Origin of the sequence: Streptomyces sp. NBC_00986, from assembly GCF_045162565.1 — a bacterium.
GTDB lineage: Bacteria > Actinomycetota > Actinomycetes > Streptomycetales > Streptomycetaceae > Streptomyces.
This window is the reverse complement of the sequence record NZ_CP108733.1, coordinates 10,964,586-10,985,380: the sequence shown is the minus strand read 5'-3', so window position 1 is coordinate 10,985,380 and position 20,795 is coordinate 10,964,586. Positions and strand designations below refer to the sequence as shown.

The 20,795-nt window shown below is 70.8% G+C and carries 23 protein-coding genes; 11 read left to right on the top strand and 12 right to left on the bottom strand.

What is annotated here, in order from left to right; translation table 11 throughout:
* Positions 1–9 precede the first annotated feature (9 nt).
* Positions 10–1,158: an acyl-CoA dehydrogenase family protein gene (locus OG504_RS49545; protein ID WP_405995730.1), complete on the top strand. Its 1,149-nt coding sequence runs from the start codon at positions 10–12 to the stop codon at positions 1,156–1,158.
* Between the two features lie 46 nt (positions 1,159–1,204).
* The gene (locus tag OG504_RS49540; RefSeq protein ID WP_405996617.1) at positions 1,205–1,930 is read left to right on the top strand and encodes an SDR family NAD(P)-dependent oxidoreductase; all 726 of its coding nucleotides are present in this window, start codon (positions 1,205–1,207) and stop codon (positions 1,928–1,930) included.
* 1 nt (position 1,931) lies between these two features.
* On the opposite strand, the gene OG504_RS49535 is transcribed toward OG504_RS49540, so the two are convergent.
* Both OG504_RS49535 and OG504_RS49530 read right to left on the bottom strand, forming a co-directional pair.
* Entirely contained in the window at positions 1,932–3,182 is a 1,251-nt protein-coding gene (locus OG504_RS49535; RefSeq protein WP_405995729.1) for an amidohydrolase family protein, read from the bottom strand.
* Positions 3,176–4,207: a CoA transferase gene (locus OG504_RS49530; RefSeq protein ID WP_405995728.1), complete on the bottom strand. Its 1,032-nt coding sequence runs from the start codon at positions 4,205–4,207 to the stop codon at positions 3,176–3,178. The genes OG504_RS49535 and OG504_RS49530 overlap by 7 nt, the downstream gene beginning before the upstream one ends.
* Positions 4,208–4,277: 70 nt before the next feature.
* Between OG504_RS49530 and OG504_RS49525 the strand changes: the two genes are divergently transcribed.
* The gene (locus tag OG504_RS49525) at positions 4,278–5,276 is read left to right on the top strand and encodes an enoyl-CoA hydratase/isomerase family protein (protein ID WP_405995727.1); all 999 of its coding nucleotides are present in this window, start codon (positions 4,278–4,280) and stop codon (positions 5,274–5,276) included.
* Between the two features lie 57 nt (positions 5,277–5,333).
* On the opposite strand, the gene OG504_RS49520 is transcribed toward OG504_RS49525, so the two are convergent.
* Genes OG504_RS49520 through OG504_RS49490 form a run of 7 tightly spaced genes read right to left on the bottom strand, consistent with a single transcriptional unit; the run spans position 5,334 to position 11,559 of the window.
* Positions 5,334–6,062, bottom strand: a complete 729-nt coding sequence (locus OG504_RS49520) for an enoyl-CoA hydratase-related protein (protein WP_405995726.1) — start codon at positions 6,060–6,062, stop codon at positions 5,334–5,336.
* Positions 6,059–7,354, bottom strand: coding sequence for an amidohydrolase family protein (locus tag OG504_RS49515; protein WP_405995725.1), 1,296 nt, complete (start codon positions 7,352–7,354; stop codon positions 6,059–6,061). Before OG504_RS49515 ends, OG504_RS49520 begins: the two co-directional genes overlap by 4 nt.
* A 26-nt stretch (positions 7,355–7,380) precedes the next feature.
* Positions 7,381–7,704, bottom strand: a complete 324-nt coding sequence (locus OG504_RS49510) for a hypothetical protein (RefSeq protein ID WP_405995724.1) — start codon at positions 7,702–7,704, stop codon at positions 7,381–7,383.
* Entirely contained in the window at positions 7,670–8,053 is a 384-nt protein-coding gene (locus OG504_RS49505; RefSeq protein WP_328685621.1) for a hypothetical protein, read from the bottom strand. The genes OG504_RS49510 and OG504_RS49505 overlap by 35 nt, the downstream gene beginning before the upstream one ends.
* A complete protein-coding gene (locus tag OG504_RS49500) occupies positions 8,050–8,757 on the bottom strand; it encodes an ABC transporter ATP-binding protein (protein ID WP_405995723.1) in 708 nt (235 codons plus the stop codon). The genes OG504_RS49505 and OG504_RS49500 overlap by 4 nt, the downstream gene beginning before the upstream one ends.
* Positions 8,754–9,440, bottom strand: a complete 687-nt coding sequence (locus OG504_RS49495) for an ABC transporter ATP-binding protein (protein WP_405995722.1) — start codon at positions 9,438–9,440, stop codon at positions 8,754–8,756. Before OG504_RS49495 ends, OG504_RS49500 begins: the two co-directional genes overlap by 4 nt.
* Positions 9,441–9,444: 4 nt before the next feature.
* Positions 9,445–11,559: an ABC transporter permease subunit gene (locus tag OG504_RS49490; RefSeq protein WP_405995721.1), complete on the bottom strand. Its 2,115-nt coding sequence runs from the start codon at positions 11,557–11,559 to the stop codon at positions 9,445–9,447.
* 210 nt (positions 11,560–11,769) lie between these two features.
* Here OG504_RS49490 and OG504_RS49485 point away from each other — a divergent pair, with 210 nt between their 5' ends.
* The 5 genes from OG504_RS49485 (at position 11,770) to OG504_RS49465 (ending at position 15,443) form a co-directional block, all read left to right on the top strand.
* The gene (locus tag OG504_RS49485) at positions 11,770–12,165 is read left to right on the top strand and encodes a nuclear transport factor 2 family protein (RefSeq protein WP_405995720.1); all 396 of its coding nucleotides are present in this window, start codon (positions 11,770–11,772) and stop codon (positions 12,163–12,165) included.
* Positions 12,162–13,277: an acyl-CoA dehydrogenase family protein gene (locus tag OG504_RS49480; RefSeq protein WP_405995719.1), complete on the top strand. Its 1,116-nt coding sequence runs from the start codon at positions 12,162–12,164 to the stop codon at positions 13,275–13,277. The genes OG504_RS49485 and OG504_RS49480 overlap by 4 nt, the downstream gene beginning before the upstream one ends.
* 2 nt (positions 13,278–13,279) lie before the next feature.
* Positions 13,280–14,065 (top strand): acyl-CoA dehydrogenase family protein, encoded by a 786-nt coding sequence (locus OG504_RS49475; RefSeq protein ID WP_405995718.1) that lies wholly within the window; start codon positions 13,280–13,282, stop codon positions 14,063–14,065.
* 19 nt (positions 14,066–14,084) lie between these two features.
* A complete protein-coding gene (locus OG504_RS49470) occupies positions 14,085–14,891 on the top strand; it encodes an acyl-CoA thioesterase (protein ID WP_405995717.1) in 807 nt (268 codons plus the stop codon).
* A 114-nt stretch (positions 14,892–15,005) separates the two neighbouring features.
* A complete protein-coding gene (locus OG504_RS49465; RefSeq protein WP_405995716.1) occupies positions 15,006–15,443 on the top strand; it encodes a hypothetical protein in 438 nt (145 codons plus the stop codon).
* Between the two features lie 27 nt (positions 15,444–15,470).
* On the opposite strand, the gene OG504_RS49460 is transcribed toward OG504_RS49465, so the two are convergent.
* The 3 genes from OG504_RS49460 to OG504_RS49450 are packed head-to-tail and all read right to left on the bottom strand — an operon-like array spanning position 15,471 to position 18,874.
* Complete coding sequence (locus OG504_RS49460; protein ID WP_405995715.1) at positions 15,471–16,232, bottom strand: SDR family NAD(P)-dependent oxidoreductase; 762 nt, start codon at positions 16,230–16,232, stop codon at positions 15,471–15,473.
* Between the two features lie 55 nt (positions 16,233–16,287).
* A complete protein-coding gene (locus tag OG504_RS49455) occupies positions 16,288–17,436 on the bottom strand; it encodes a thiolase family protein (RefSeq protein WP_405995714.1) in 1,149 nt (382 codons plus the stop codon).
* Positions 17,429–18,874 (bottom strand): class I adenylate-forming enzyme family protein, encoded by a 1,446-nt coding sequence (locus tag OG504_RS49450; RefSeq protein ID WP_405995713.1) that lies wholly within the window; start codon positions 18,872–18,874, stop codon positions 17,429–17,431. Before OG504_RS49450 ends, OG504_RS49455 begins: the two co-directional genes overlap by 8 nt.
* A 66-nt stretch (positions 18,875–18,940) precedes the next feature.
* Here OG504_RS49450 and OG504_RS49445 point away from each other — a divergent pair, with 66 nt between their 5' ends.
* The 3 genes from OG504_RS49445 to OG504_RS49435 all read left to right on the top strand — a co-directional run bounded on the left by OG504_RS49445 (position 18,941) and on the right by OG504_RS49435 (position 20,782).
* Positions 18,941–19,702 (top strand): SDR family NAD(P)-dependent oxidoreductase, encoded by a 762-nt coding sequence (locus OG504_RS49445; RefSeq protein WP_405995712.1) that lies wholly within the window; start codon positions 18,941–18,943, stop codon positions 19,700–19,702.
* A gap of 23 nt (positions 19,703–19,725) precedes the next feature.
* Positions 19,726–20,469 (top strand): SDR family NAD(P)-dependent oxidoreductase, encoded by a 744-nt coding sequence (locus OG504_RS49440; RefSeq protein WP_405995711.1) that lies wholly within the window; start codon positions 19,726–19,728, stop codon positions 20,467–20,469.
* Between the two features lie 127 nt (positions 20,470–20,596).
* A complete protein-coding gene (locus tag OG504_RS49435; RefSeq protein ID WP_328685609.1) occupies positions 20,597–20,782 on the top strand; it encodes a hypothetical protein in 186 nt (61 codons plus the stop codon).
* The last annotated feature ends 13 nt before the right edge of the window (positions 20,783–20,795 follow it).

The window sequence follows — 20,795 nt, the reverse complement described above, 5'->3', positions numbered from 1 at the left end:
GGGGATGTTGTGCGCCGAGACGTCTTCACCGACGACCACGAGGCGTTCCGCCGACTCGCGCGGGACTTCATCGCCAAAGAGGTGGTCCCCCACTACGCCGAGTGGGAGGAGGCCGGCCGACTCCCCCGCGCCCTCTTCGAACAGCTGGGCGCGCTGGGCCTGTTGGGTACGGCCGTCCCCGAGGTGTACGGCGGCGCGGGCCTCGCCGACTACCGCTACAACGTCGTCCTCCAGGAGGAATCGGCCCGCGCCCTGGTGACGTTGGGGACCGTGCGCACCCAACTGGACGTCGTCCTGCCGTACTTCCTCTCCTACGCCGACCGGGATCAGCGCGAACGCTGGTTCCCCGGCCTTGCCTCCGGGACGTTGCTCACCGCCATCGCGATGACCGAGCCGGGCACGGGCTCCGATCTCGCGGGGATCCGCACAACGGCTGTGCGCGACGGGGACTCGTACGTTCTCAACGGCGCGAAGACGTTCATCACCGGCGGGCTCCTCGCCGACCTGGTGATCGTCGTGGCGCGTACGTCGACCGACCCGGACAACCGCCGCGCCGGGCTCACCCTGCTGGTCGTCGAGGACGGCATGCCCGGTTTCACGCGCGGCCGGGTGCTGCAGAAGATGGGCATCAAGGTCCAGGACACAGTGGAGTTGGCCTTCGACGACGTCCGGGTCCCGGTCGCCAATCGACTGGGCGAGGAGGGCGCCGCGTTCGGCTACCTCGGCAACAACCTGCCCCAGGAACGGATGACGGTGGCGGTCGGCTCGGTCGCGCAGGCTCGGGCGGCGCTGGACACGACGATCTCGTACGTCAAGGAGCGCAAGGCGTTCGGGAAGACGGTCGCCTCCTTCCAGAACACCAAGTTCGAACTCGCCGCCGTGGCAGCCGAGACAGAGGCCGCGCAGGCGATGCTGGACCGGGCGGTGCTCGAACTCGTCGCGGGTGAACTGAGCGGTCCCGACGCCGCCAAGGTCAAGTTGTTCTGTACCGAGATGCAGGCCCGTGCGGTCGACCGCTGCCTGCAACTGTTCGGCGGCTACGGCTACATGCTGGAATACCCCATCGCCCGGCTCTACGCGGACGCGCGCATCACCCGCATCTACGCCGGGACCAGCGAGGTCATGAAGGTCATCATCGCCAAGTCCCTCGGATTGTGAGGCGGTTACGGTGCCGGACTTCTCCAGCAGACCAGGTGTCGCGTTCGTGGCGGGCGGCTCGGGCGGGATCGGGGCGGCGGTCGTCCGGCTCCTCGCGGAGCGCGGCAGCGACATCGTGTTCACCTACCGGGCCAACCAGGAAGCGGCGGACGCGATCGCCGCGGAAGTCACGAAGCTGGGCCGTGAAGTCCGTTCACTGCGAGTCGACTTGACCGACGAGTCCGCCACAGCCGAGGCGGTGTCGGAGGTGGGCGGTGGCATCCACACCCTCGTGTACGCGGCGGGCCCGCACGTCCCGATGAGGCACCTGAGCAAGGTGACGCCGAGCGAGTACCGCGCCCAACTCGAGGGCGACGCCGTGGCGTTCTTCAACCTCGTGCATCCCGCGCTGCCGTTGCTGCGCGAGAGCCGGGGCAACATCGTCGCCGTCACGACCGTCGCCACCCGCCGCTTCCCGGTACGGGACGGGCTGTCGTCGGGCGCGAAGGGCGCGGTCGAGGCCGTCGCCCGGGCGCTCGCCGCCGAGGAGGGCCGCTACGGCGTCCGCGTGAACTGCGTGGCGCCCGGCATGCTCAACGACGGTATCGCCGGCCGTCTGATCAGCTCCGGTGAACTGGACGAGGCCGCGCTCGCCGTCACCCGGCGCAACATTCCCATGCGCCGTTTCGGCGATGCGACCGACATCGCTGAGGCGGTCGCGTTCCTCGCCTCGGACCGGGCCGGTTTCATCACCGGACAGGCGTTGGGAGTTGACGGCGGTTACAGCGTGTAGGTCACGCGGGGCCGATGCGCCGGCCTGCCACGTATGCGGCGCGGACCAGTTCGCCGGACAGTGTACGGAGGGCCTCGCGGAGCGGTACGTGGAGCAGGCACAGGTCGGCGGCCGACCCGACCGCCAACCGGCGTGTCCGGGCCGGGTGTCGGGGCTCACCGGTGAACAGCCGCAGAGCCGCCCGGGGTTGGAGTCGTTCCGTCTCGTCCCGTTCGGTCGCGGCCCGCATGACCGCCCAGGGGTCCGAGGTGCCGTACGGCGCGTCGGTGCCGGCGGCCAGCGGGACGCCCGCCTCGATCAGGCTCCGGCAGCGGTAGAGGTGGGGGCGGTCGTCAGCGTCGACGTCGGTGGCGTAGGCGGCACCCCGCTCGACCGGGAAGTGGGGCTGGGTCACGACCGTCACGCCGAGCCGCCGTAGCCACGGAATCGTCTCGGCCGGGATCACCGACCCGTGTTCGATCCGGTCGCCGTCGGCCGAGCCCACCTCGTCCAGAGCGAGCAGCGTCACCAGCAACTGCACCCGCGTCACACAGTGCACGGCGACCGGCCGGGGCCTGATCTCCCCTATGGTGCGGGCGAGTTGGGCGGGCGTGGGAAGTGTCGGATCGTCGAGCATCAGCTTCACGGGCTCGTCGACACCCATCACCAGGAGCCGTTGCGGGAGGACGGACAGCATCTGTGTGAGCCCGCTCGCGGGGTGCGGGTCGGCGTTGGTGAACCCGGTGACGCCGATCGCCGCGGCCCGCCGCCCAACACCCTCCAGATCCAGTCGCGTTGGTGGCGCAAGCCCTCGCAGCCGCTCGTCCTCACGCCAGAACCGCCCGTCACCGTCCAGCCCGACCGCCCGCAGCGCGACACTGTTCCACACCCACAGCACACCGGTCCGATGCTGCACCCGCACCGGCCGGTCCGGCACAAGGGCGTCGAGCGCCCATCGGTCCAACTCCCCCGCGACGCTCTCGTGATAGCCGACCGCCCGCACCCACTCCCCCGGCGCCCCACCAACCAGGGCCGCCGCAAACGCCGTTCGGCCGCGCACGTCCGTCGGCCCGACCCGCACGGAGGCGGCGTCGGCGGCCAGCGCCGCGAGATGTACGTGGTGGTCGTGCAGGCCCGGTAGCAACGCACCGCCCCGACCGTCCAGGTCCTCCGGCCCCGTCAGCGCGGGCCCGATCTCGGCGATCCGCCCGCCGTCGATCCGTACGTCCACCGCCGGTCCGTGGCCCTCGACCTCCACGTTCCTGATCAGCACGGCGGCTGGACCCCGGCCCGGGCGTCCGCGAGTGTCGCGGCGCAGGCCGCCATGGAGACGCAGAGCAGTTCTCCGCCTCCCGCGGCGAGGGAACGGGCTACGGCCTCGGCGGCGAAAACGCCGGTGACGGGATCGGCGAGCGCGTCTCCGAGGAAGACGGGGTCGCCGTTCGGGTCGACTCCGGTCAGACCGCCGGCCACGGCAGCGTCGTCTCCGAAAGCGATACGGTCGTTCTCGCGTCCGTATCCGGTGATGCCGACCCACACCCGTCCGGGGCGGGCGGCGAGGAACTCCTCGGCGCTGAGGCCGAGTCGGCGCAGCGCGCGCGGCCGTGACGCCTCGATGACGACGTCGGCCTCGGCGACGATCTCGTCCAGCGTGCCGGGGGCGAAGTCGACGACCAGGTTGTCGTGCCCTTCGTGCAGCCAGCGATAGAAGGCGGGCGTCCCGAAGCGTGCTCCGTCGGGTCGCGTCGCGCTCTCCACCTTCAGCACCCGGGCGCCCGCCAGCCCCAGGAACCGTGCACACAGCGGCCCCGCCCAGAGTGCGGAGAAGTCGACGATCCGTATCTCCGCCATCGCGCGGGTACGCCGTTCCCCGAACCGCTCGGCGTGCACGGCGGGCCGTGCGCCTTGGGCCGATCCCGGTACCGCGGCGGCGATGCCGAGCAACTTCGCGGCCTCGACCGCTTCGGCCGCCGCGACTCGTCGTACCGCAGTATGCAGACCCCCGGGCTCATCCGGTGCGCCGACAAGTACCAGCAGTGCGGGTACGGCGGCCAGGTCGTCGGGGCGGGCCAGGTTCACTGCGGCCCAGCCGTCAGCGGCTTGGAGGAGGTGGCAGGAACCGTTGGCGGATGTCCTGCCCGGGCGTTCCAGGCCGGCCAGTTGAGCCCGTAGGAACAGAGTCGTAGGCAGGTCGACGGCCACGCCCGTCAGGTCTGTGAACGAGCGGGCGACGTCGGCGAGGGGGGCCAGGAACGGCTCGACAGGGTCCATCCAGCTGCGGAGAGCGTGATTCTCCATGAGTCGAACCCCCTTCTCTCCCGAGGTGATCTCAAATTACACTCCGGTCCACGCCTGGAGGGAGATCACTGTGGAGTCGCCCTTCGTGATCGTCGACCTCGACCACGCCCCCGACGACCGCGCCCCCACGTATGAAACGGAACCGCGTGACCGGGACCGCGTCGTGATCGGCGTGGCGGCGGAACCCACGGATGCGGTGGAGGGGGTCGACATCCTGCTCACCGGCGTGCGCAATCCGCCCAGGCCGTGGGTGGGCTGCGCGGTTCCGCACGCCACGGCTCGGCAGCTGGGTCACGTCGTCGACAGCCGGCCCGCCGCGTCCGTCGCGCTGGTGCAGGTGCTGCGGATGGGAGCCGGGCTCTCGATCCCCGACAGGCTGGTTCTCGAATCGCTCGCGTACTCGACGCTTCAGGGCGGAGCGGACTTCCGGGCTTGGCTGGCCGCCGCACCCCGGCGTTCACCGCGTCCGGCCGGGACTCCCGTACGGCTCGACCGTGACGGTCCGCAGCTGTCCATCACGCTGGACCGGCCCTGGGTGCGCAACGCGTTCGACGCGGCGACGCGGGACGCGCTGTGCGAGGCACTTCAGGTGGCCGTGGCCGATCCGTCGATCAGCCGGGTCGATCTGTACGGCAACGGTCCGGCCTTCTGCAGCGGCGGCGACCTCGCCGAGTTCGGTACGTCGCGGGATCCGGCGCAGGCTCATCTGGTGCGGGTTCGGCGCAGTCCGGGTGCGCTGCTGCACCACTGTGCTCCCCGGGTGACCGCGCATCTGCACGGTGCGTGTGTCGGGGCGGGGATCGAGCTCGCGGCGTTCGCGGGGCGGGTGGTCGCCGCGCCGGACACGGTGATCCGGTTGCCGGAGATCGGGATGGGGCTGATCCCTGGCGCGGGCGGCACGGCAAGCATCCCGGTCCGGGTCGGCAGGGAGCGCACGGCGTATCTCGCCCTGTCCGGGGCGGAGTTGAGCGCCGGTGAGGCACTGCGCTGGGGGCTCGTCGACGAGATCGGTGACGTGGACGACACGGCTACGGACGCACACGAAGCCGTCCGGCACCGCGCACTGTGAACTTCACTCCGGTGTCCCCGAGACCATCCCGCGGCCTCGGGAACACCGGCGGTTCGGTCACTTCCCCGTCCACACCGGGCTACGGCGTTCGGCGAAGGCCCGTGCCCCTTCCGCCGCGTCGGCGCTCCTGAACACCGACTCGACCTCTGCCGGTTCGGCCCAACGGCGTTCTCTCATCAGCTTCTTGGTCATCGCGACGCCGAGAGGGCCGTTCTCGGCGATGCGTCCGGCCAGGGTCAGTGCCGTCTCCCGCACCTCTCCGGCCGGGACGGCACGGTTCACCAGGCCGAACTGTTTGGCGTCCGGCGCGGTGACCAGGTCGCCGGTCAGTCCCATCTCCAGGGCGACGGCCAGCGGCACCCGGTCGGCGAGGGTCGTACCGCCTCCGGCCGCGAACAAACCCCGCTTCACCTCGGCGATCCCCAGCTTGGCGTCCTCCGCGGCGACGACCAGGTCGCAGGCCAGGGCCAGTTCGAAGCCGCCGGCGAGTGCCGAGCCGTTGAGGGCGGCGATGACCGGTGTGGTGATGCCCTCGCGGAAGAACCACACCAGGCCGTCGAACCTGCCGCCGCCCTTCGCGAACGCCTTGAGGTCCATGCCGGCGCAGAAGACCGTTCCGGCGCCCGTGAGGACGATCGCCCGGACCGCCGGGTCGGTGTCCGCTTCCCGGAGGACAGCTGACAGTTCGTCAATCAGTTCCGGGTTGAGGGCGTTTCGGGCCTCCGGGCGGTTCAGGGTCGCCACGAGGACGGCGCCGATCCGTTCCGTCAGGACCAGGTCGCTCATCGGGCCGCCGCCACGGCCGCCCGGGCCTTGGAGCGGAACGCCTCCAACTTCTCGGCGGGCTCGATGAGTTGGTGGCTGCGGGAGCGGGTGCTGACGTCGTGGCCCTCGGCCGCCTTGCGCAGTGCGCCCACGGTGGCCTGTTCGCGCGGGATGTGCGCGAAGGGGTCGAAGGAGTACCAGCGCATCGCGTTCTCGAAGGTGATCTTCCGGGCCTCGTCGTCGGGGACGTCGCAGCTCGACAGCACGTCGTGCAGCTGCTCGGGGGCGTCGGGCCACAGGGAGTCGCTGTGCGGGTAGTCGCCCTCCCAGCAGATGTTGTCGATGCCGATGTCGTGGCGCAGCCGTACGCCCAGCTTGTCGGTGATGAAGCAGGTCAGGAAGTGCTCGCGGAAGACCTCGGAGGGCAGCTTGCCGCCGAAGTCCTGGAGGGTCCAGGTGGAGTGCATCTCGAAGGTGCGGTCGAGGCGCTCAAGGAAGTACGGAATCCAGCCCGTTCCGCCTTCCGAGAGGGCGATTTTCAGATTCGGGAACTGCTTGATCGGGGGCGACCAGAGCAGGTCCGCCGCGGCGGAGACGATGTTCATCGGCTGGAGCGTGATCATCACGTCGGGCGGCGAGTCGGCGGCCGGGACGGCGAGCCTGCCGGAGGAGCCGATGTGCACCGACATGACGGTGTCGGTGTCGGACAGCGCGCGCCACAGCGGGTTCCAGTAGGGGTCGTGGAAGCTCGGGTAGCCGAGGACGGCGGGGTTCTCGGTGAAGGTGAGCGAGTGAACGCCCTTCTCGGCGACCCGGCGGACCTCGGCCGCGCACAGCTCCGCGTCCCAGATGGCGGGCAGCGCCATGGGGATGAAGCGTCCTGGGTAGGCGGCGCACCACTCGTCGATGTGCCAGTCGTTGTAGGCCCGTACGAGCGCGAGGGAGAAGTCCACGTCCTCGGTGGCGAACAGGCGGGCCGAGAAGCCGGGGAAGGACGGGAAGTTCATCTGGGCGAGGATGCCGCCCGCGTTCATGTCCTTGATGCGCTCGTGCACGTCGTAACAGCCGGGGCGGATCTCGTCGAGGCCCTGCGGTTCGACGCCGTACTCCTCCTTGGGCCGGCCGGCCACCGCGTTGAGCGCCGAGTTGGTGATGGTCGCGCCGCCGAACTGCCACACGTCGGTGCCGTCGTCCCGGTGCACCAGTTGGGGCGCGTCTTTCTTGTAGCGCTCGGGGAGGTGGTTCACGAACATGTCGGGGGGTTCGATGATGTGGTCGTCGACGCTGATGAGGATGAGGTCGTCGCGGTCCATGACGGCTCCTTACGGGGGTGGGTCGGTCAGTCGGAGGCGGGCAGCGGCTTGGCCGCCTTCAGGGTCATGGGGGTGCCGTCACAGGTGAGTTCGCCCGCGCCGGAGGCGGTGCAGAGCAGTTCGAGCGTCCCGGTGGTGTCGACGTACCGCTTGCCGATGAGGGTGGTGGTGCCGGCCGGTCCGGGCTTCACCGGAGGTGCGTCGGCCACGGGGACCAACGGGCAGCCGCCGCAGGTCAGTTGAGGCTGCGGCTGACCGGCTGCGGGAGCGCGGATGACGACCACGCGGGTGCCGCAGACGGTGCTGGCGAGTTGGTCACCGGGGCGCGGCGTCGGTGCCGGTGGGGTCATGGCGGAGTTCCCTTTCGAGCAGGCGGTCGGCGAGGAGTTCCACGTCGTAGGACTGGCGGGCCATCCAGTACCGCAGGAAGCCGGTGAGCGAGTACCGCAGGAAGAGGGCGGAACCGACGACGCTTCCGGCGACCGCAGCCAGGCCGAGGGTGAGAGCGTCGTTCTGCACCAGCGGGTCGCTGGTGTCGTGCGAGATGAAGTAGGCGCACACGCCGAGGACGACGCCGATCGTCATCAGGGCGGCGCCCGCGCGCAGCCAGAGAACGGCCCTTCCGGCGGCCGGGTCCGGGATTTTCAGGACGGTGAGTTCGCGGACGAAGCGGTCCGCTCGCGTCTCGGTGGACGTCATGTGGAACTCCCCAGATAGAGAGCGGACAGTTCGGCGCGCAGGCCTCCGTCGGGGTGGCCCTGCCGTTCGACCCGGCCGCGTACGAGGACGGCGGCATGGTCGCAGATGTCGAGGACTGCGGCGGCGAACTGCTCGACCACCAGGACTGCCACGCCCTGCCGGGCGATTTCGCCGACCTGTTCGTAGAGCCGGCCGACGACCAACGGGGCGAGCCCCATGGAGAGTTCGTCGAGCAGCAGTACGGCGGGGTCGGTGGCGAGGCCGCGGGCGAGGGCGAGCATCTGCTGTTCGCCGCCGGAGAGGGTGCCCGCGGCCTGTCCGGCGCACCGGGCGAGGACGGGGAAGCGGGTGAACGCGATCTCCTCGATCTCTTCGCGGCTGCGGCCGGTGAAGGTCATCATGAGGAGGTTGTCGCGGACGGACAGGTTCGGGAAGACGCCTCGTCCTTCGGGGATGAGGCAGACTCCCGCGCGGGCCAGGTCGCGGGGGTCGGCGCCGGTCATGTCCCGTCCGCCGAGGACGAGTTGGCCGGATTCGACGGGGTGGACTCCGGCGGCGACGCGCAGGGTGGTGGTCTTTCCGGCGCCGTTCGGGCCGAGCAGTGCCACCACCTGTCCGGCGGCGACGTCGAGGTCGACGCCGTGCAGGACGGTGATGCGTTCGTGGGCGGCGCGGATGCCGCGCAGTTCGAGAAGTGCGCTCACGCGTCCCCCAGGTAGGCGGCGAGAACCGTTTCGTCGCTGCGGATCACCTCGGGCGGGCCGACGGCGATGATCTTGCCGAGGTCGAGGACGTACACCTCGTCGCAGACGGCCATCACGAGGCTCATGTCGTGCTCGACGAGGACGACGGCGGTTCCGTCGTCGGTGAGGGCGCGCAGGAGTTCCGCGAAGCGTTCGGTCTCCTCCGCGTCCTGTCCGGCGGCGGGTTCGTCGAGGAGAAGCACCTTCGGGCGGATCGCGAGCGCCCTTCCCACCTCGACGAGGCGGCCGACTCCCGTGGGGAGGGCGTCGGGTGAGGTGTCGGCGAGGTCGGTGAGACCGAGGCGGTGCAGGATCTCGGTGACGATACGGTCGGCGCGGCGGCGTTCGGGTCCGAGTTCGGCGGCGACCAGGAGGTTGTCGCGCACGCTGAGTCGGCCGAACAGTTCCAGGCGTTGGAAGGTGCGGGCGAGTCCGTGTCGGGCGCGGGCGGAGGGCCGGGCCCGGGTGACGTCCCGGCCGTCCAGGTGGACCTGGCCGGAGGAAGGTCTGCGCAGTCCGGAGGCGACGTCGAACAGGGTGCTTTTCCCTGCTCCGTTGGGTCCGATGAGGCCGGTGACCCGGCCGGCCTCGGCGGTCAGGGCGACCCCGTCGAGAGCGCGGTTCCCGCCGAAGGAGACGGTCACTCCACTAACCTGCAGCGACGCCACGGGCCAGCACCTCCTCGTCCTCGGGGCGCCAGTCACGCCGTAGGCCCCACCACTCGACGGGGATCTCCGGTTCGGCCGGAGCGGTCTGCCGGGCGCTCGCCCAGGCGCGGAGCGCGACGGCGAGAACGAGCGAACCGCCGTAGTACGTCCAGTCGTTGATGACATCGGTGAAGCGCAGGGCCCAGGCCAGGGCGAGGGCGCAGAGCAGGGTGGACAGGGCGATGCGGTCGCGGGCGAGCGGTTCCCACTGCCGGCGGAAGCGGGAGACGATGCCGTCGGGGTTGTGGCCCAGACCGACGCCGGCCAGGCCGGGGAGCAGGGCGACCAGGTTCGCGGTGCCGGGGACGACGGCGATCAGGGCGTTGGTCGGGCCGACGAACGCGGTGCCTGCGAAGAGCCCGTTGCCGACGGCGCCGAGTCCGCCGACCACGGCGACGAGGAAGATGGGCAGGCCTGCCACGAGGCTGAACTGGTCGGCGGTGACGGTGCGTTGTTGCATTCCGTAGAGCGCTCCGCCGAGTCCGGCGATACCGGACGCGAGGGCGAACACGGCGACCTTGGCGACCAGCAGGTTGCCGCCGAGGGTGGCGTACGCGGCCTCGCTGTCGCGCAGGGCGATCAGCCGCCGGCCGAAGCGGCTGCGGCGCAGGGCCGCCACGCCGATCGAGGCGAGCGCGAGGCAGACGGCGGCGAACACCATCAACTCCCGTCCGCTGTCGAGGCGGAGGCCGAACAGGTCGGGTCCGGTGGCGTCGACCGAGCCCTGGTCGAACAGGGCGATCCGCAGGCCGAAGATGTGGAAGGCAGGCAGGGTGAAGATCCACCGGTCGAGGATCACGGCGAACGCGGCGGTGCCCAGGGCGAGATACACGCCGGAGAGCCGCAGCGCGGGCAGTGCGACCAGTGCTCCGGCCACCGCCGAGACGAGGATCGTGGCGCCGAGCGCCCACAGTTCGCCGTGCGCACCGAGGTGTGCCCAGACGACCGCGCCGATGCCGGCCATGCTCAGCTGGCACAGGGAAACCTGTCCGGCGTACCCGGCGAGCGGAACGTACGAGAGCGCGACTACGCCCAGCGAGAAGATCGCTCCGTAGGTGATCAGGTCGGCTTCTCCGAGCAGGGAGGCCAGTACCGCGCCGAAGGCGACGACCACCGCGGCGAACACGAGGGTGCCGCGCGCGCTCGGCACCGGCACACGGGCCAGCCGTCGTTCGCGGCCGCGCAGGCGTCGGTGCGGGAAGACCAGCAGGGCGAGGAGGAGCAGCAGGGCGGGGGCGGCGAGCCGTAAGCCGGGAAGGTATTCGTTCTGGGGCAGGTAGCCGGTCAGGTAGCTCTCCATGCAGCCGACGACGACGGCGCCGAGGAAGGTGAGCGGCAGGCTGCGCAGCCTGCCGAAGACCGCCGCGGTGTAGGCGCTGACGATCAGCAGGGAGAGCTGGGCGGCGTCGAGCGTGACGGTCGGGGCGATCAAAATGCCGCCGATCGCGGCCAGTTGGGTGCCGAGGATCCAGGAGACGCGGCCCGCCCGGACCGGGTCGGCGCCGGTGAGGCCGACGAGTGCCCGGTCGTCGACGGCCGCGCGCATCTCGGCTCCGGCGCGGGTGCGGTAGAGCAGGATGCGCAGGCCGACCGCGACGGCGACGGCCACCGCCATGGTGATGGCCTGGTGCCAGGTGATGACGGCCGGGCCGAGGTGGATGGGCTTGCGGGCGGCGAAGAACATCGGCAGGGGCCGTGCCACGTTGGGGTCCCAGATCCAGCGCGCGGCCGCGATGAGACCGCTGAGCAGTGCGACCGTCATCACCAGCCGTTCGGCTTCGCCGAGGGCCTGGACGGGCCGCAGCACGAACCGCTCCACGAGCAGTCCGAAGCCGGGGGCGAGCACGAGCAGCACCACGACCAGGGCAACCGGTACGGGCCAGCCCCAGCCGACGGTCAGCTGCCAGTACATGAAGGCGGACAGCATGCCGGCCGCGCCGTGCGCGAAGTTGAACACGCCGGTGGTGGTGTAGGTGAGCACGAGCCCACTGCCGATGACGGCATAGATCGCAGCCGTGCTCAGGCCGACGATCCCGAAGGTGAGGAACTGGTCCATCGCGTCGGATCTCCCCTCTCCATCGCTGGAAACTAGCTTCTCGTCTACGGAGAATCAACCATTCAGACAGAGACTGTTGACGTCGCCTCACCCACCATGGAAATCTGCCACTCATCTGAGAGAATGCCATTCTCACTCATGGTGAAGGGTGGAAAGTCCTTGTCCTCCTTGCCCGTTCCGGCTCCTCCCCCTGGTCCGACCGACGACCTGATGGAGATCCAGCAGCTCCTCGCCCGCTACGCGGTGTGCATCACCCGCGGTGACCTGGACGGGGTGCTGGGCGTCTTCACGCCCGACGGCACGTACAGCGCCTTCGGGGACTCCTACGGCCTCAACGAGTTCCCGGCGCTCGTGGCCGCCGCGCCGAAGGGGCTGTTCCTCACGGGGACACCGGCCGTCGACCTGTCCGGCGACACCGCGACCGGCACCCAGCCGCTCTGCTTCGTGGACCATGCCACGCACGACCTGCGGATCGGCTACTACAACGACACCTACGTCCGCACGGACGGGGGCTGGCGGCTGCGCACGCGGGCGATGACGTTCATCCGCCGCAGCGGAGCGCACGACTCGGGCCGCCCGCACGCCTATCAGCGCCCAGGTACATGAACCTCTCCTCGGCGCCCGGGAACATGGACATCGCCGACTTCCGTACGGCCCTGCGCACTTGGCTGGACGAGCACGACCTGTCCCCCGGCCCCGACCACTCCCTGGACGCCCAGGTCGCTCAACTGGCCCGGGTCCGCCGGGCGTTGTACGACGCGGACTGGATGCGGTACGGCTGGCCCGCCGAGGTGAGGGGGCTCGGCGGGCCCGCGGTGCTCAGGGCGGTGCTCGGCGAGGAGGTCGCCACACGGCAGTTGGCCGAGCCGGGCATCTACTCGATGATCGAGGTCCTCGCCCCGACGATGATCTCGTACGCCCCTCCGGAGCTGGCCGCCGAGATGGTCCCGCGGCTGCTGAGCGGGCGCGAGCAGTGGTGCCAGGGCTTCTCCGAACCCGGCTCCGGCAGCGACCTCGCCTCCCTCACCACCCGGGCGGTCCCGCGCGGCGACCACTGGGAGATCAGCGGCCAGAAGGTGTGGACGAGCCTGGCCCAATTCGCCGCCCGCTGCGTCCTGTTGACCCGCACCGCGCCGGGACACAACGGGATCACCGCGTTCTTCGTCGACATGGACACCCCCGGCATCACCGTCCGGCCGCTGCGCACAATGCACGGCGTGGACGAGTTCGCCGAGGTGTTCTTCGACGATGTGACGGTGCCGGCCGACCGGATGCTGGGTCGCCCCGGCGACGGCTGGCGCCTGGCGATGGACCTGCTCCCGCACGAGCGCTCGACCTGCTTCTGGCACCGGATCGCCCATCTCTACACGCGACTTGACCGCCTGCTGGCCGAGACGAGCGTCCCGGACGACGCCGAACTCGGCGCCGCCTACCTGGCGTTGCACACGGTCCGCTGCCGCTCCCACGCCACCCAGCGTCGCCTGGCCGCGGGTGAGCGGCTGGGCGCGGAGACGTCGGTCGACAAGGTGCTGCTGGCCACGGCCGAACAACAGCTCTTCGAGACCGTGCGTGACCTCCTGCCCGGCGTACTGGAGTTGACGGACACGCCGTGGCGCTCGGAGTACCTGTACGCGAAGGCGGCGACGATCTACGGCGGTACGGCCGAGATCCAGCGGAACATCATCGCGCGCCGACTGCTCGACCTCGGGAGGGAGTAGCCGTGGACGCCGCCGAGGAGCACCTGCTCGCCGGGACACTCCGCAAGACGATGACGGCGGCCTCGGGACAGGCTCTGGACGCCGCCCTGACCGACCTCGGCTGGGCCGAACTCCTCGCGGAGCAACCGGACATCGCCGTACCGCTCACGTTCCGCCTGCTGGGCGAGACGGGCGCCCACGCGCCACTCCTGAACGACGTCCTGCTGAGCGCGGCCGGCCAGCCGACCGGCGGCACACTGCCGCTGCCGTTCACGGGCGGCGCGTGGGTCGCCTGGGAGCGCGACGGCACTGCCGCCGGGACGGCCCTGGACGCCGAACTCCCCCTGCGCGCCGTGCCCGTCGGAGCCCCGGTCTCCCTCGCCGCGGGCCGGGTCGCGCTCGGCTGGTGGCTGCTCGGGACCGGCCGCGCCATGCTCGCGCTGGCTCGCCAACACGCTGTGGACCGCGTCCAGTTCGGCCGTCCGCTCGCCTCCTTCCAGGCCGTACGGCACCGGCTCGCCGAGACCCTCGTGGCGCTGGACGGCGCCGAGGCGACCCTGGTGGCCGTCGACGACGAGCTGGGCGCGCTGCTGGCCAAGGCCGCGGCCGGGAAGGCCGCGCTGACGGCGGCCCGGCACTGCCAGCAGGTCCTCGGCGGGATCGGTTTCACCGCCGAGCACGATCTGCACCGGCACGTCCGGCGGGCCATGGTGCTGGACGGACTGCTGGGCAGCGCACGGGAGTTGACGCGCGAGGCGGGGGCACTGCTGCGGGCCGGCGGGTCCGCGCCACGGCTCGTCCACCTGTGATCGACCGAGGAGTGAATCAGTGACCGATCTGTGGAGCGACCTGCTCTCCTGCCTTGACCTCGATGCCCGGCCCCGTGACGTGTTCGAGGGCGCCAACCAGCAACTCGGCTACCACCGCATCTTCGGCGGGCAGTTGCTCGCCCAGAGCGTCCGAGCCGCCCAACTGGCCTGTCCCGACAAGGCGGTCAAGAGCCTTCATGTGCAGTTCGCGAGGGCGGGACGGCCGCAGGAGCCGGTGCGGTACGAGGTGACGCGTCATCATGAGGGCGGCTCCTTCGCCACGTTGACGGTCGTGGCGCGGCAGACGCAGGGGGTCGCGGCCGTAGCGGCCGTGTCCCTGCACTCCCACGAGGACGGTCCCGACCGGCAAGTCGTGTTCCCGATGCCCCCGGTGCCGGGAGCCGAGCACGACGTCGATCTCTCGCTGCTTCCCTGGGACACCCGGGCCGCCGTCGACGTGGACTCGCCGAAGTCGGAGCCGCCCGAGTACGACCTGTGGATGCGCACACCGGCTGTCGCGCCGGAACTGGCCCCGGCGTTGACGGCGTACGCGAGCGATCTGAGTCTGATCGGTACGGCGCTTCGGCCGCTGGAAGGGGTCACCCAGCACGATTCGGGAACGGCGTTCACCTCCGCCGTGACGGCGCACACCGTGTGGTTCCACCGCCCTTTCACCACGGACGACTGGCTTCTCCTGCGCCACCAGAGTCCGCTCCTCGCCCACGGCCGCTGCTACGGCCGGGGCGATGTACTGACCGTGCGGGGGTCGCTCGTCGCCTCGTTCGCGCAGGAGGCGCTGCTGCGTTTCCGGGCGCCCGGAGAGTAGCCACGCTCAGGTGTGGAGCGATCAATGCTGAGTTGCCCTAGTGACGCCTCGGCCGGGCAACTGGCAGACTCCATTGGTCCTCAGGCTATAGAACTCGTCGGAAGGGAGCCCGAGTTGAGTTCGACTGGCGTCCTGATACTCGTCCTGTGGCTGGTGGTCGTACCCGGACTCGTTCCTCTGCTGCTGCGCTCGTATCACCAGGCCGTCAGGGCGCGGCTGACGTGCACGTCCGGTGTGGTGACGGGGTACGAGGACAAGTCGTACTCCGACGACGGCGGCTCCTACGAGGTGTACCGGCCCACCGTCAGGTTCGTCCCCGAGACTAGTGAGCCTGTGGAGGTCACGTCGAAGGTGTGGTCGTGGACGTTTCCGCCGGAGGTCGGAGCGGAGGTGTCCGTGCTCTCCCGCAGCGACCGCTCACCCGCCGACTGGTTGTTCGTCGGTGACCTGGCCTCGTACGACGAGCGGACCCGCAAGAGCCGCAGGGTGTGGATCTCGGGCGGCCTCATGGTGCCCCTCCTCCTCCTGACGGTGTGGTTCCTGGCGCGTTGAACGGGGCGGGTGACCGCTGCCGCGCGCTCAGCGCATGACGGTGCCGCCGTCGACGTTGATGACCTGCCCGTTGATCCAGGCACCCTCGTCGGACATGAGGTGGGCCACCATGCCGGCGACATCGTCGGCCCGGCCGTGCCGGGTGCTGCGGGTGCGGGCGAGCAGCGCTTCCAACAGGTCGGGCGCGGCGCCCTCTTGGATGGCCGGCGTCAGGATCAGGCCCGGGGCGACCGCGTTGGCACGGATGCCCTCCCTGCCCCAGCGGGAGGCGACATGGCGGGCGAGGGCGTTGATGCCCGCCTTGGTCGCCGAGTACGCGGGGCGCGCAGCCTCGCCGGTGAAGGCCGCGATGGACGAGGTATAGACAATGGCGCCGCCGCCCCGGGCCAGGAGTTCGGGCACGGCGTACCGGGTGACAAGCATGTGGCCCCGCAGATTGACGGCGAACGTCCGGTCCCACACAGCGAGTTCCATGTCGACGACGTCGGTGTCCTTGGAAACGGCGCCCATGTCACCGGCGTTGATGTGCACGGCGTCGAGACCGCCGTACGTCCGCACAGTGGTCCGCACGAGTTCACCGACCGAGGCCTCGTCGGCGATGTCGAACTCCACCGCGATCGCCTCGCCACCGGCGTCGCCGATGGCCCCGGCGGTCCGCCGGGCTCCGTCGAGGTCGAAGTCGCCGACGACGACCTTGGCGCCCTCGTGCGCCAGCCGCCGGGCGGAGGCGGCCCCCAGCCCGGTGGCCGCGCCGGCGACGAGAACGGCCTTCTCCTTCAAACCCTCCACGCTGTTCCCTTCACCGCTTTGACGCTCTCGACCACCGAGACAGACAACGGGCGGACTACGGCGCCGGTACCTCGATCACCGTGGCCGAGCCCATGCCGCCGCCCGCGCACATCGCGGCGACGCCGATGCCGCCGCCGCGTCGGCGCAGTTCGTGCACGAGCGTGACCAGCATCCGGGCTCCGGTCGCGGCGACCGGGTGGCCGAGGGAGCAGCCGCTGCCGTTGACGTTCACGCGGTCGGGGTCGAGGCCGAGCAGTTTCACCGCGGCGACGGGTACGGCGGCGAAGGCCTCGTTGATCTCGAAGAGGTCGACGTCAGATGTCGAAAGCCCCGCGCGGGCAAGGGCTTTGGGGATCACCTTCACCGGGGTGAGGCCCGTCTCGGCGGGGTCGGCGCCGACCGAGGCCCACGAGCGGACGACGGCGAGGGCGGGCAGGCCCAGCCGGTCGCTGGCCACCACCAGGGCGGCGGCGCCGTCGTTGGCACCGCCCGCGTTGCCGGCCGTGATGGAGAACCCGTCTATCTCCGGGTGGAGCGGCTTGAGCGAGGCCAGCTTCTCCAAACTCGTGGTGCGGCGGGGGTGTTCGTCGACGGAGAACCGGCCGTGCGGTGTGTCGATGGGCACCAGCTCGGCGTCGAAACGGCCTTCGTCGATGGCGCGAATGGCGTTCTGGTGGGAGCGCAGAGCCCATGCGTCCATGTCGGCACGGCTGAGTCCCGCCCGTACGGCGGTGTTCCAGCCGACCGTGATCGACATGTCCAGGTTGGGGGCGTCGGGCCGGTCGGGGTGCGTGGGCGGGCTCCAGGGTTCGACCCACTCCCCGTCGACGCGGAAACGCTGTTTCGGGGACGTGGAAGCCGAGTTGACGCCGCCGGCAATGACGAGTTCGTCCATGCCCGCGCGAATGCTCCCCGCCGCGCTCTGCACGGCGGCGAGTCCGGCGGCGCAGTGGCGGTTGTGGGCGAGTCCCGGTACGGAGGTGAGGCCGACGGTGAGTGCCGCGTGCCGGGCGACGACCCCGCCGCCGTACAGGCCCTCGCCGAGGATCACGTCGTCGATCGTGTCCGGGTCGAGGTCGTCCGTGGCGGCCGCGGCGGCGACGATGTGGTGGGCCAGGTCGAACGCGGTGGTGTCGCGCAGGGTGCCCTTGACGGCGGTGCCGACGGGGGTGCGCAGGGCGGACACGAGGACTGCTTCAGGCATGGGTGGTCTCCAACTCGGCCAGCAGGGTGCGGCGCAACAGCTTTCCGGTCTCGGTCTTGGGGAGTTCGGCGCGGAACACGATCGCGTCGGGGGTCTTGGAGGAGCGCAGCCGGTCCTTGACCCATTGGCGGACCTCCGCCGGGTCGCCCTCGCCGACCACGACGGCCACGATCCGCTGCCCCCACTCCGGGTCGGGCACGCCGATCACCGCCGCCTCGACGATGCCGGGGTGGGCGACGAGAACGTCCTCTATCTCGGCGGGAGCGATGTTCTCGCCGCCGCGAATGATGGTGTCGTCGGCGCGTCCCTCGATGAACAGATAGCCGTCTGCGTCGAGTCGGCCGCGGTCCCGGGTGGGGAACCAGCCTCCCCCAGCCCCAGGGGGCTGGGAGGTGCCCCCAGCGTCGAGGGCGCTGCGTCCGCCGTACTCGCCGGAGATCTGCTCCCCGCGCACGAACACGAGCCCCGTCTCCCCAGTAAGGGTCGGCTTTCCGTCGTCGTCACGGATCTCGATCTCGACGCCGGGCAACGGCCGCCCCACGGAACCGAGCCGGTCCCGTACGGCCGGGTCGGATGCCGCAAGCGCCTCGCGGTGGTCCTCGGGTCCGAGGACCGCGACCGAGGAGGCCGTCTCCGTCAAGCCGTACGCGTTGGCGAACCCCGTCCCCGGAAAGACCTGCAACGCCCGTTCCACCACGGGCCGCGGGGTCCTGGCGCCGCCGTAGGCGAGGCTCCGGAGCGTGGGTGTGCCGGCGTCGTCGGCCGGGACCTCCGCGACGATGCGGGCCAGCATGGTGGGCACGACGAGCGCGTGGGTGACCTGTTCGCGGCGCGCGGTCTCCAGCCACTCCCCCGCGTCGAAGGCGGACAGGTACACCAGGCGGCGGCCGGAGTAGAGGTTCGTGAGCAGGTTCATCAACCCGGCCACGTGGTACGGCGGTACGGCCACGAGTGCCGCGTCGCCCTCCTCGGCGGAGGCGAACTCCTGGGTGTTGAGGACGTAGGCCAGCAGGTGCCGGTGGCGCAGGAGTGCCGCCTTGGGCTCGGCGGTGGTGCCGCTCGTGTAGAGGACCACGGCCACGGAGTCCTGGTCCTGGGTCAACTCCGGTGCGTCGGCGTTCTCTTCAGCGCTCAGCAGGGCGTCGAGGTCGGCGGGGCGCAGCACGAGGGCACCGGGGTGGCGGGCCAGGAGGCGGGCCGACTGGTGTTCGCCGAGGCGGTAGTTGAGGGGGATGAACGGGATGCCCGCCAAGGCGGCGCCGAACAGGGCCACCGGGTAGGCCAGGTGACTGGGGCCCAGGTACAGCACGGCCGGACGGCCCCGAAAACGGTGCGCGGCGGCGCGGGCGCGGGCGAGCAGGTCCGAGGCGGTCAGGGAGCGGCCGTTCGCCGTGACCACCGGTCGGTCGCCGCCCGAGGCCACCATCTCGAGAATCATGGTTATATTCATGAGAATGCTATTCTCGTCTAACTAGAGCGCTGTTCGCAAGAGAGGAAATCCTTGATGCAGATCAGTGGGAGCTCCGCGGTGGTCGTCGGCGGGGCGGGCGGCCTGGGCGAGGCCACCGTCCGTCGACTGCACGCGGCGGGAGTGAAGGTCGTCGTCGCCGATCTGGCCGACGAGAAGGGCAAGGCCCTGGAGCAGGAGCTGGGTGTCCGCTACGTGCGCACCGACGCCACCTCGGAGGACGACGTACAAGCGGCCCTGGCCGAGGCGGAGTCGGCGGGACCGCTGCGGATCTCGGTGGACGCGCACGGCGGTCCGGCGAGCGGTGGCCGGCTCGTCGGCAAGGACGGCTCACCCCTCGACCTCGCGGGCTTTCGCACGACGATCGACGTGTATCTCACCGGCGTGTTCAATGTGCTGCGCCTGGCCGCCGCCGCGATCGCCCGCCAGGAGCCGCTGGACGGCGGCCGGGGCGTCATCGTCAATACGGCCTCGATCGCCGCGTACGAGGGCCAGATCGGCCAACTCCCTTACGCGGCGGCCAAGGGCGGGGTCGTCAGCATGACCCTGGTCGCCGCCCGCGACCTCTCCCCGCTCGGCATCCGGGTCGTCACGATCGCGCCGGGCACCTTCAACACCCCGGCGTACGGCAAATCGGGCGACCAGCTGGAGGCGTACTGGGGGCCGCAGATCCCGTACCCGAAGCGCATGGGGCTGCCGGTCGAGTACGCGGGTCTCGTGCAGCACATCGTCGAGAACGACTATCTCAACGGCGAGGTCGTCCGTCTCGACGGCGCCCTCCGCTTCCCGCCGAAGTAACCGGCATGAGTCAGGTGCCGGGCATGAATGGCCAGTTGAAGGGCAAGGTTGCGTTCGTCGCGGGCGCCAGCCGCGGCATCGGCCGTACGGTCGCGGTGGCGCTCGCGGAGGCGGGCGCCTCGGTGGCCGTAGCCGCGCGTTCGGAGCAGGAGGGCCGGCTGCCCGGGACGATCCACTCGGTCGCGGACCGGATCACCGCGGCGGGCGGACGTGCCCTGCCGGTGCCCTGTGACGTGAGCGACGAGGCGTCGGTGGACGCGGCCGTCGCCGCCACGGTCGCGGAGTTCGGCGGAATCGACATTCTCATCGCCAATGCCGGGGTGCTGTGGCTGGGCCCGGTCGAGTCGACGCCGCTCAAGCGCTGGAAGTTGTCGCTGGACGTCAATCTGACCGGGGTGTTCCTGGTGACCCGGGCGGTGATTCCGCACGTACGCGCACGTGGCGGTGGTTCGCTGGTGGCCGTGACGACCGGCGGAGTGGGCATGACGGACCGGGGCGCGAACGCGTACTGGGTGTCCAAAGCGGCGGTCGAGCGTCTCTACTTGGGTCTCGCCGCCGACTTGAAGCAGGACAACATCGCGGTCAACTGCCTTGCTCCGTCACGGGTGGTGCTCACGGAAGGGTGGCAGGCGGGTGGCGGGGGCCGGGAGATCCCGCCGGAGATGGTGGAGCCGCCGGAGGCGATGGCTCGGGCCGCGGTCCTCCTCGCGGGCCAGGACGCCACCGGCCTCACGGGAACCGTCCAGCGCTCGGAATCCCTTGCCTGAAAGGCAGTTGGCCTGCGGGCTCCCTGGGATGCGCATGACTGTTCGGCATCTTCCGGGGCACTCGGGAGACAACGGCGCAGCGACCGGGATCACCGGTGGCGCGCCGTCTATCCGTAGGGGTTAACAGATGCTTGCATTCGTGGCGGCCGCACTCTTCTTCATCGCCTTCATCATCCGTGTCACCGAGACATCGACCCAGATCGTCTTCAGCTCGACGAGCCTGATGCTTCTCGGGCTCGCCTTCCTCGCCGCGCATTCGGCCGGCGTGGGGTCCGGCTGGTCCGCCCGTCGCAGCAGCGGACGTCGGCGCTGAGGAGGAGGCGCGC

Bases quoted from the DNA above. Each gene is read 5' to 3' on its own strand.
- OG504_RS49450 (WP_405995713.1), bottom strand. From the start codon at position 18,874: ATGATTCTCGAGATGGTGGCCTCGGGCGGCGACCGACCGGTGGTCACG.
- OG504_RS49480 (WP_405995719.1), top strand. From the start codon at position 12,162: ATGAACCTCTCCTCGGCGCCCGGGAACATGGACATCGCCGACTTCCGT.
- OG504_RS49445 (WP_405995712.1), top strand. From the start codon at position 18,941: ATGCAGATCAGTGGGAGCTCCGCGGTGGTCGTCGGCGGGGCGGGCGGC.
- OG504_RS49505 (WP_328685621.1), bottom strand. From the start codon at position 8,053: ATGACGTCCACCGAGACGCGAGCGGACCGCTTCGTCCGCGAACTCACC.
- OG504_RS49440 (WP_405995711.1), top strand. From the start codon at position 19,726: ATGAATGGCCAGTTGAAGGGCAAGGTTGCGTTCGTCGCGGGCGCCAGC.
- OG504_RS49490 (WP_405995721.1), bottom strand. From the start codon at position 11,559: ATGGACCAGTTCCTCACCTTCGGGATCGTCGGCCTGAGCACGGCTGCG.
- OG504_RS49485 (WP_405995720.1), top strand. From the start codon at position 11,770: ATGGAGATCCAGCAGCTCCTCGCCCGCTACGCGGTGTGCATCACCCGC.
- OG504_RS49520 (WP_405995726.1), bottom strand. From the start codon at position 6,062: ATGAGCGACCTGGTCCTGACGGAACGGATCGGCGCCGTCCTCGTGGCG.
- OG504_RS49435 (WP_328685609.1), top strand. From the start codon at position 20,597: ATGCTTGCATTCGTGGCGGCCGCACTCTTCTTCATCGCCTTCATCATC.
- OG504_RS49455 (WP_405995714.1), bottom strand. From the start codon at position 17,436: ATGCCTGAAGCAGTCCTCGTGTCCGCCCTGCGCACCCCCGTCGGCACC.
- OG504_RS49510 (WP_405995724.1), bottom strand. From the start codon at position 7,704: ATGACCCCACCGGCACCGACGCCGCGCCCCGGTGACCAACTCGCCAGC.
- OG504_RS49530 (WP_405995728.1), bottom strand. From the start codon at position 4,207: ATGGAGAATCACGCTCTCCGCAGCTGGATGGACCCTGTCGAGCCGTTC.
- OG504_RS49515 (WP_405995725.1), bottom strand. From the start codon at position 7,354: ATGGACCGCGACGACCTCATCCTCATCAGCGTCGACGACCACATCATC.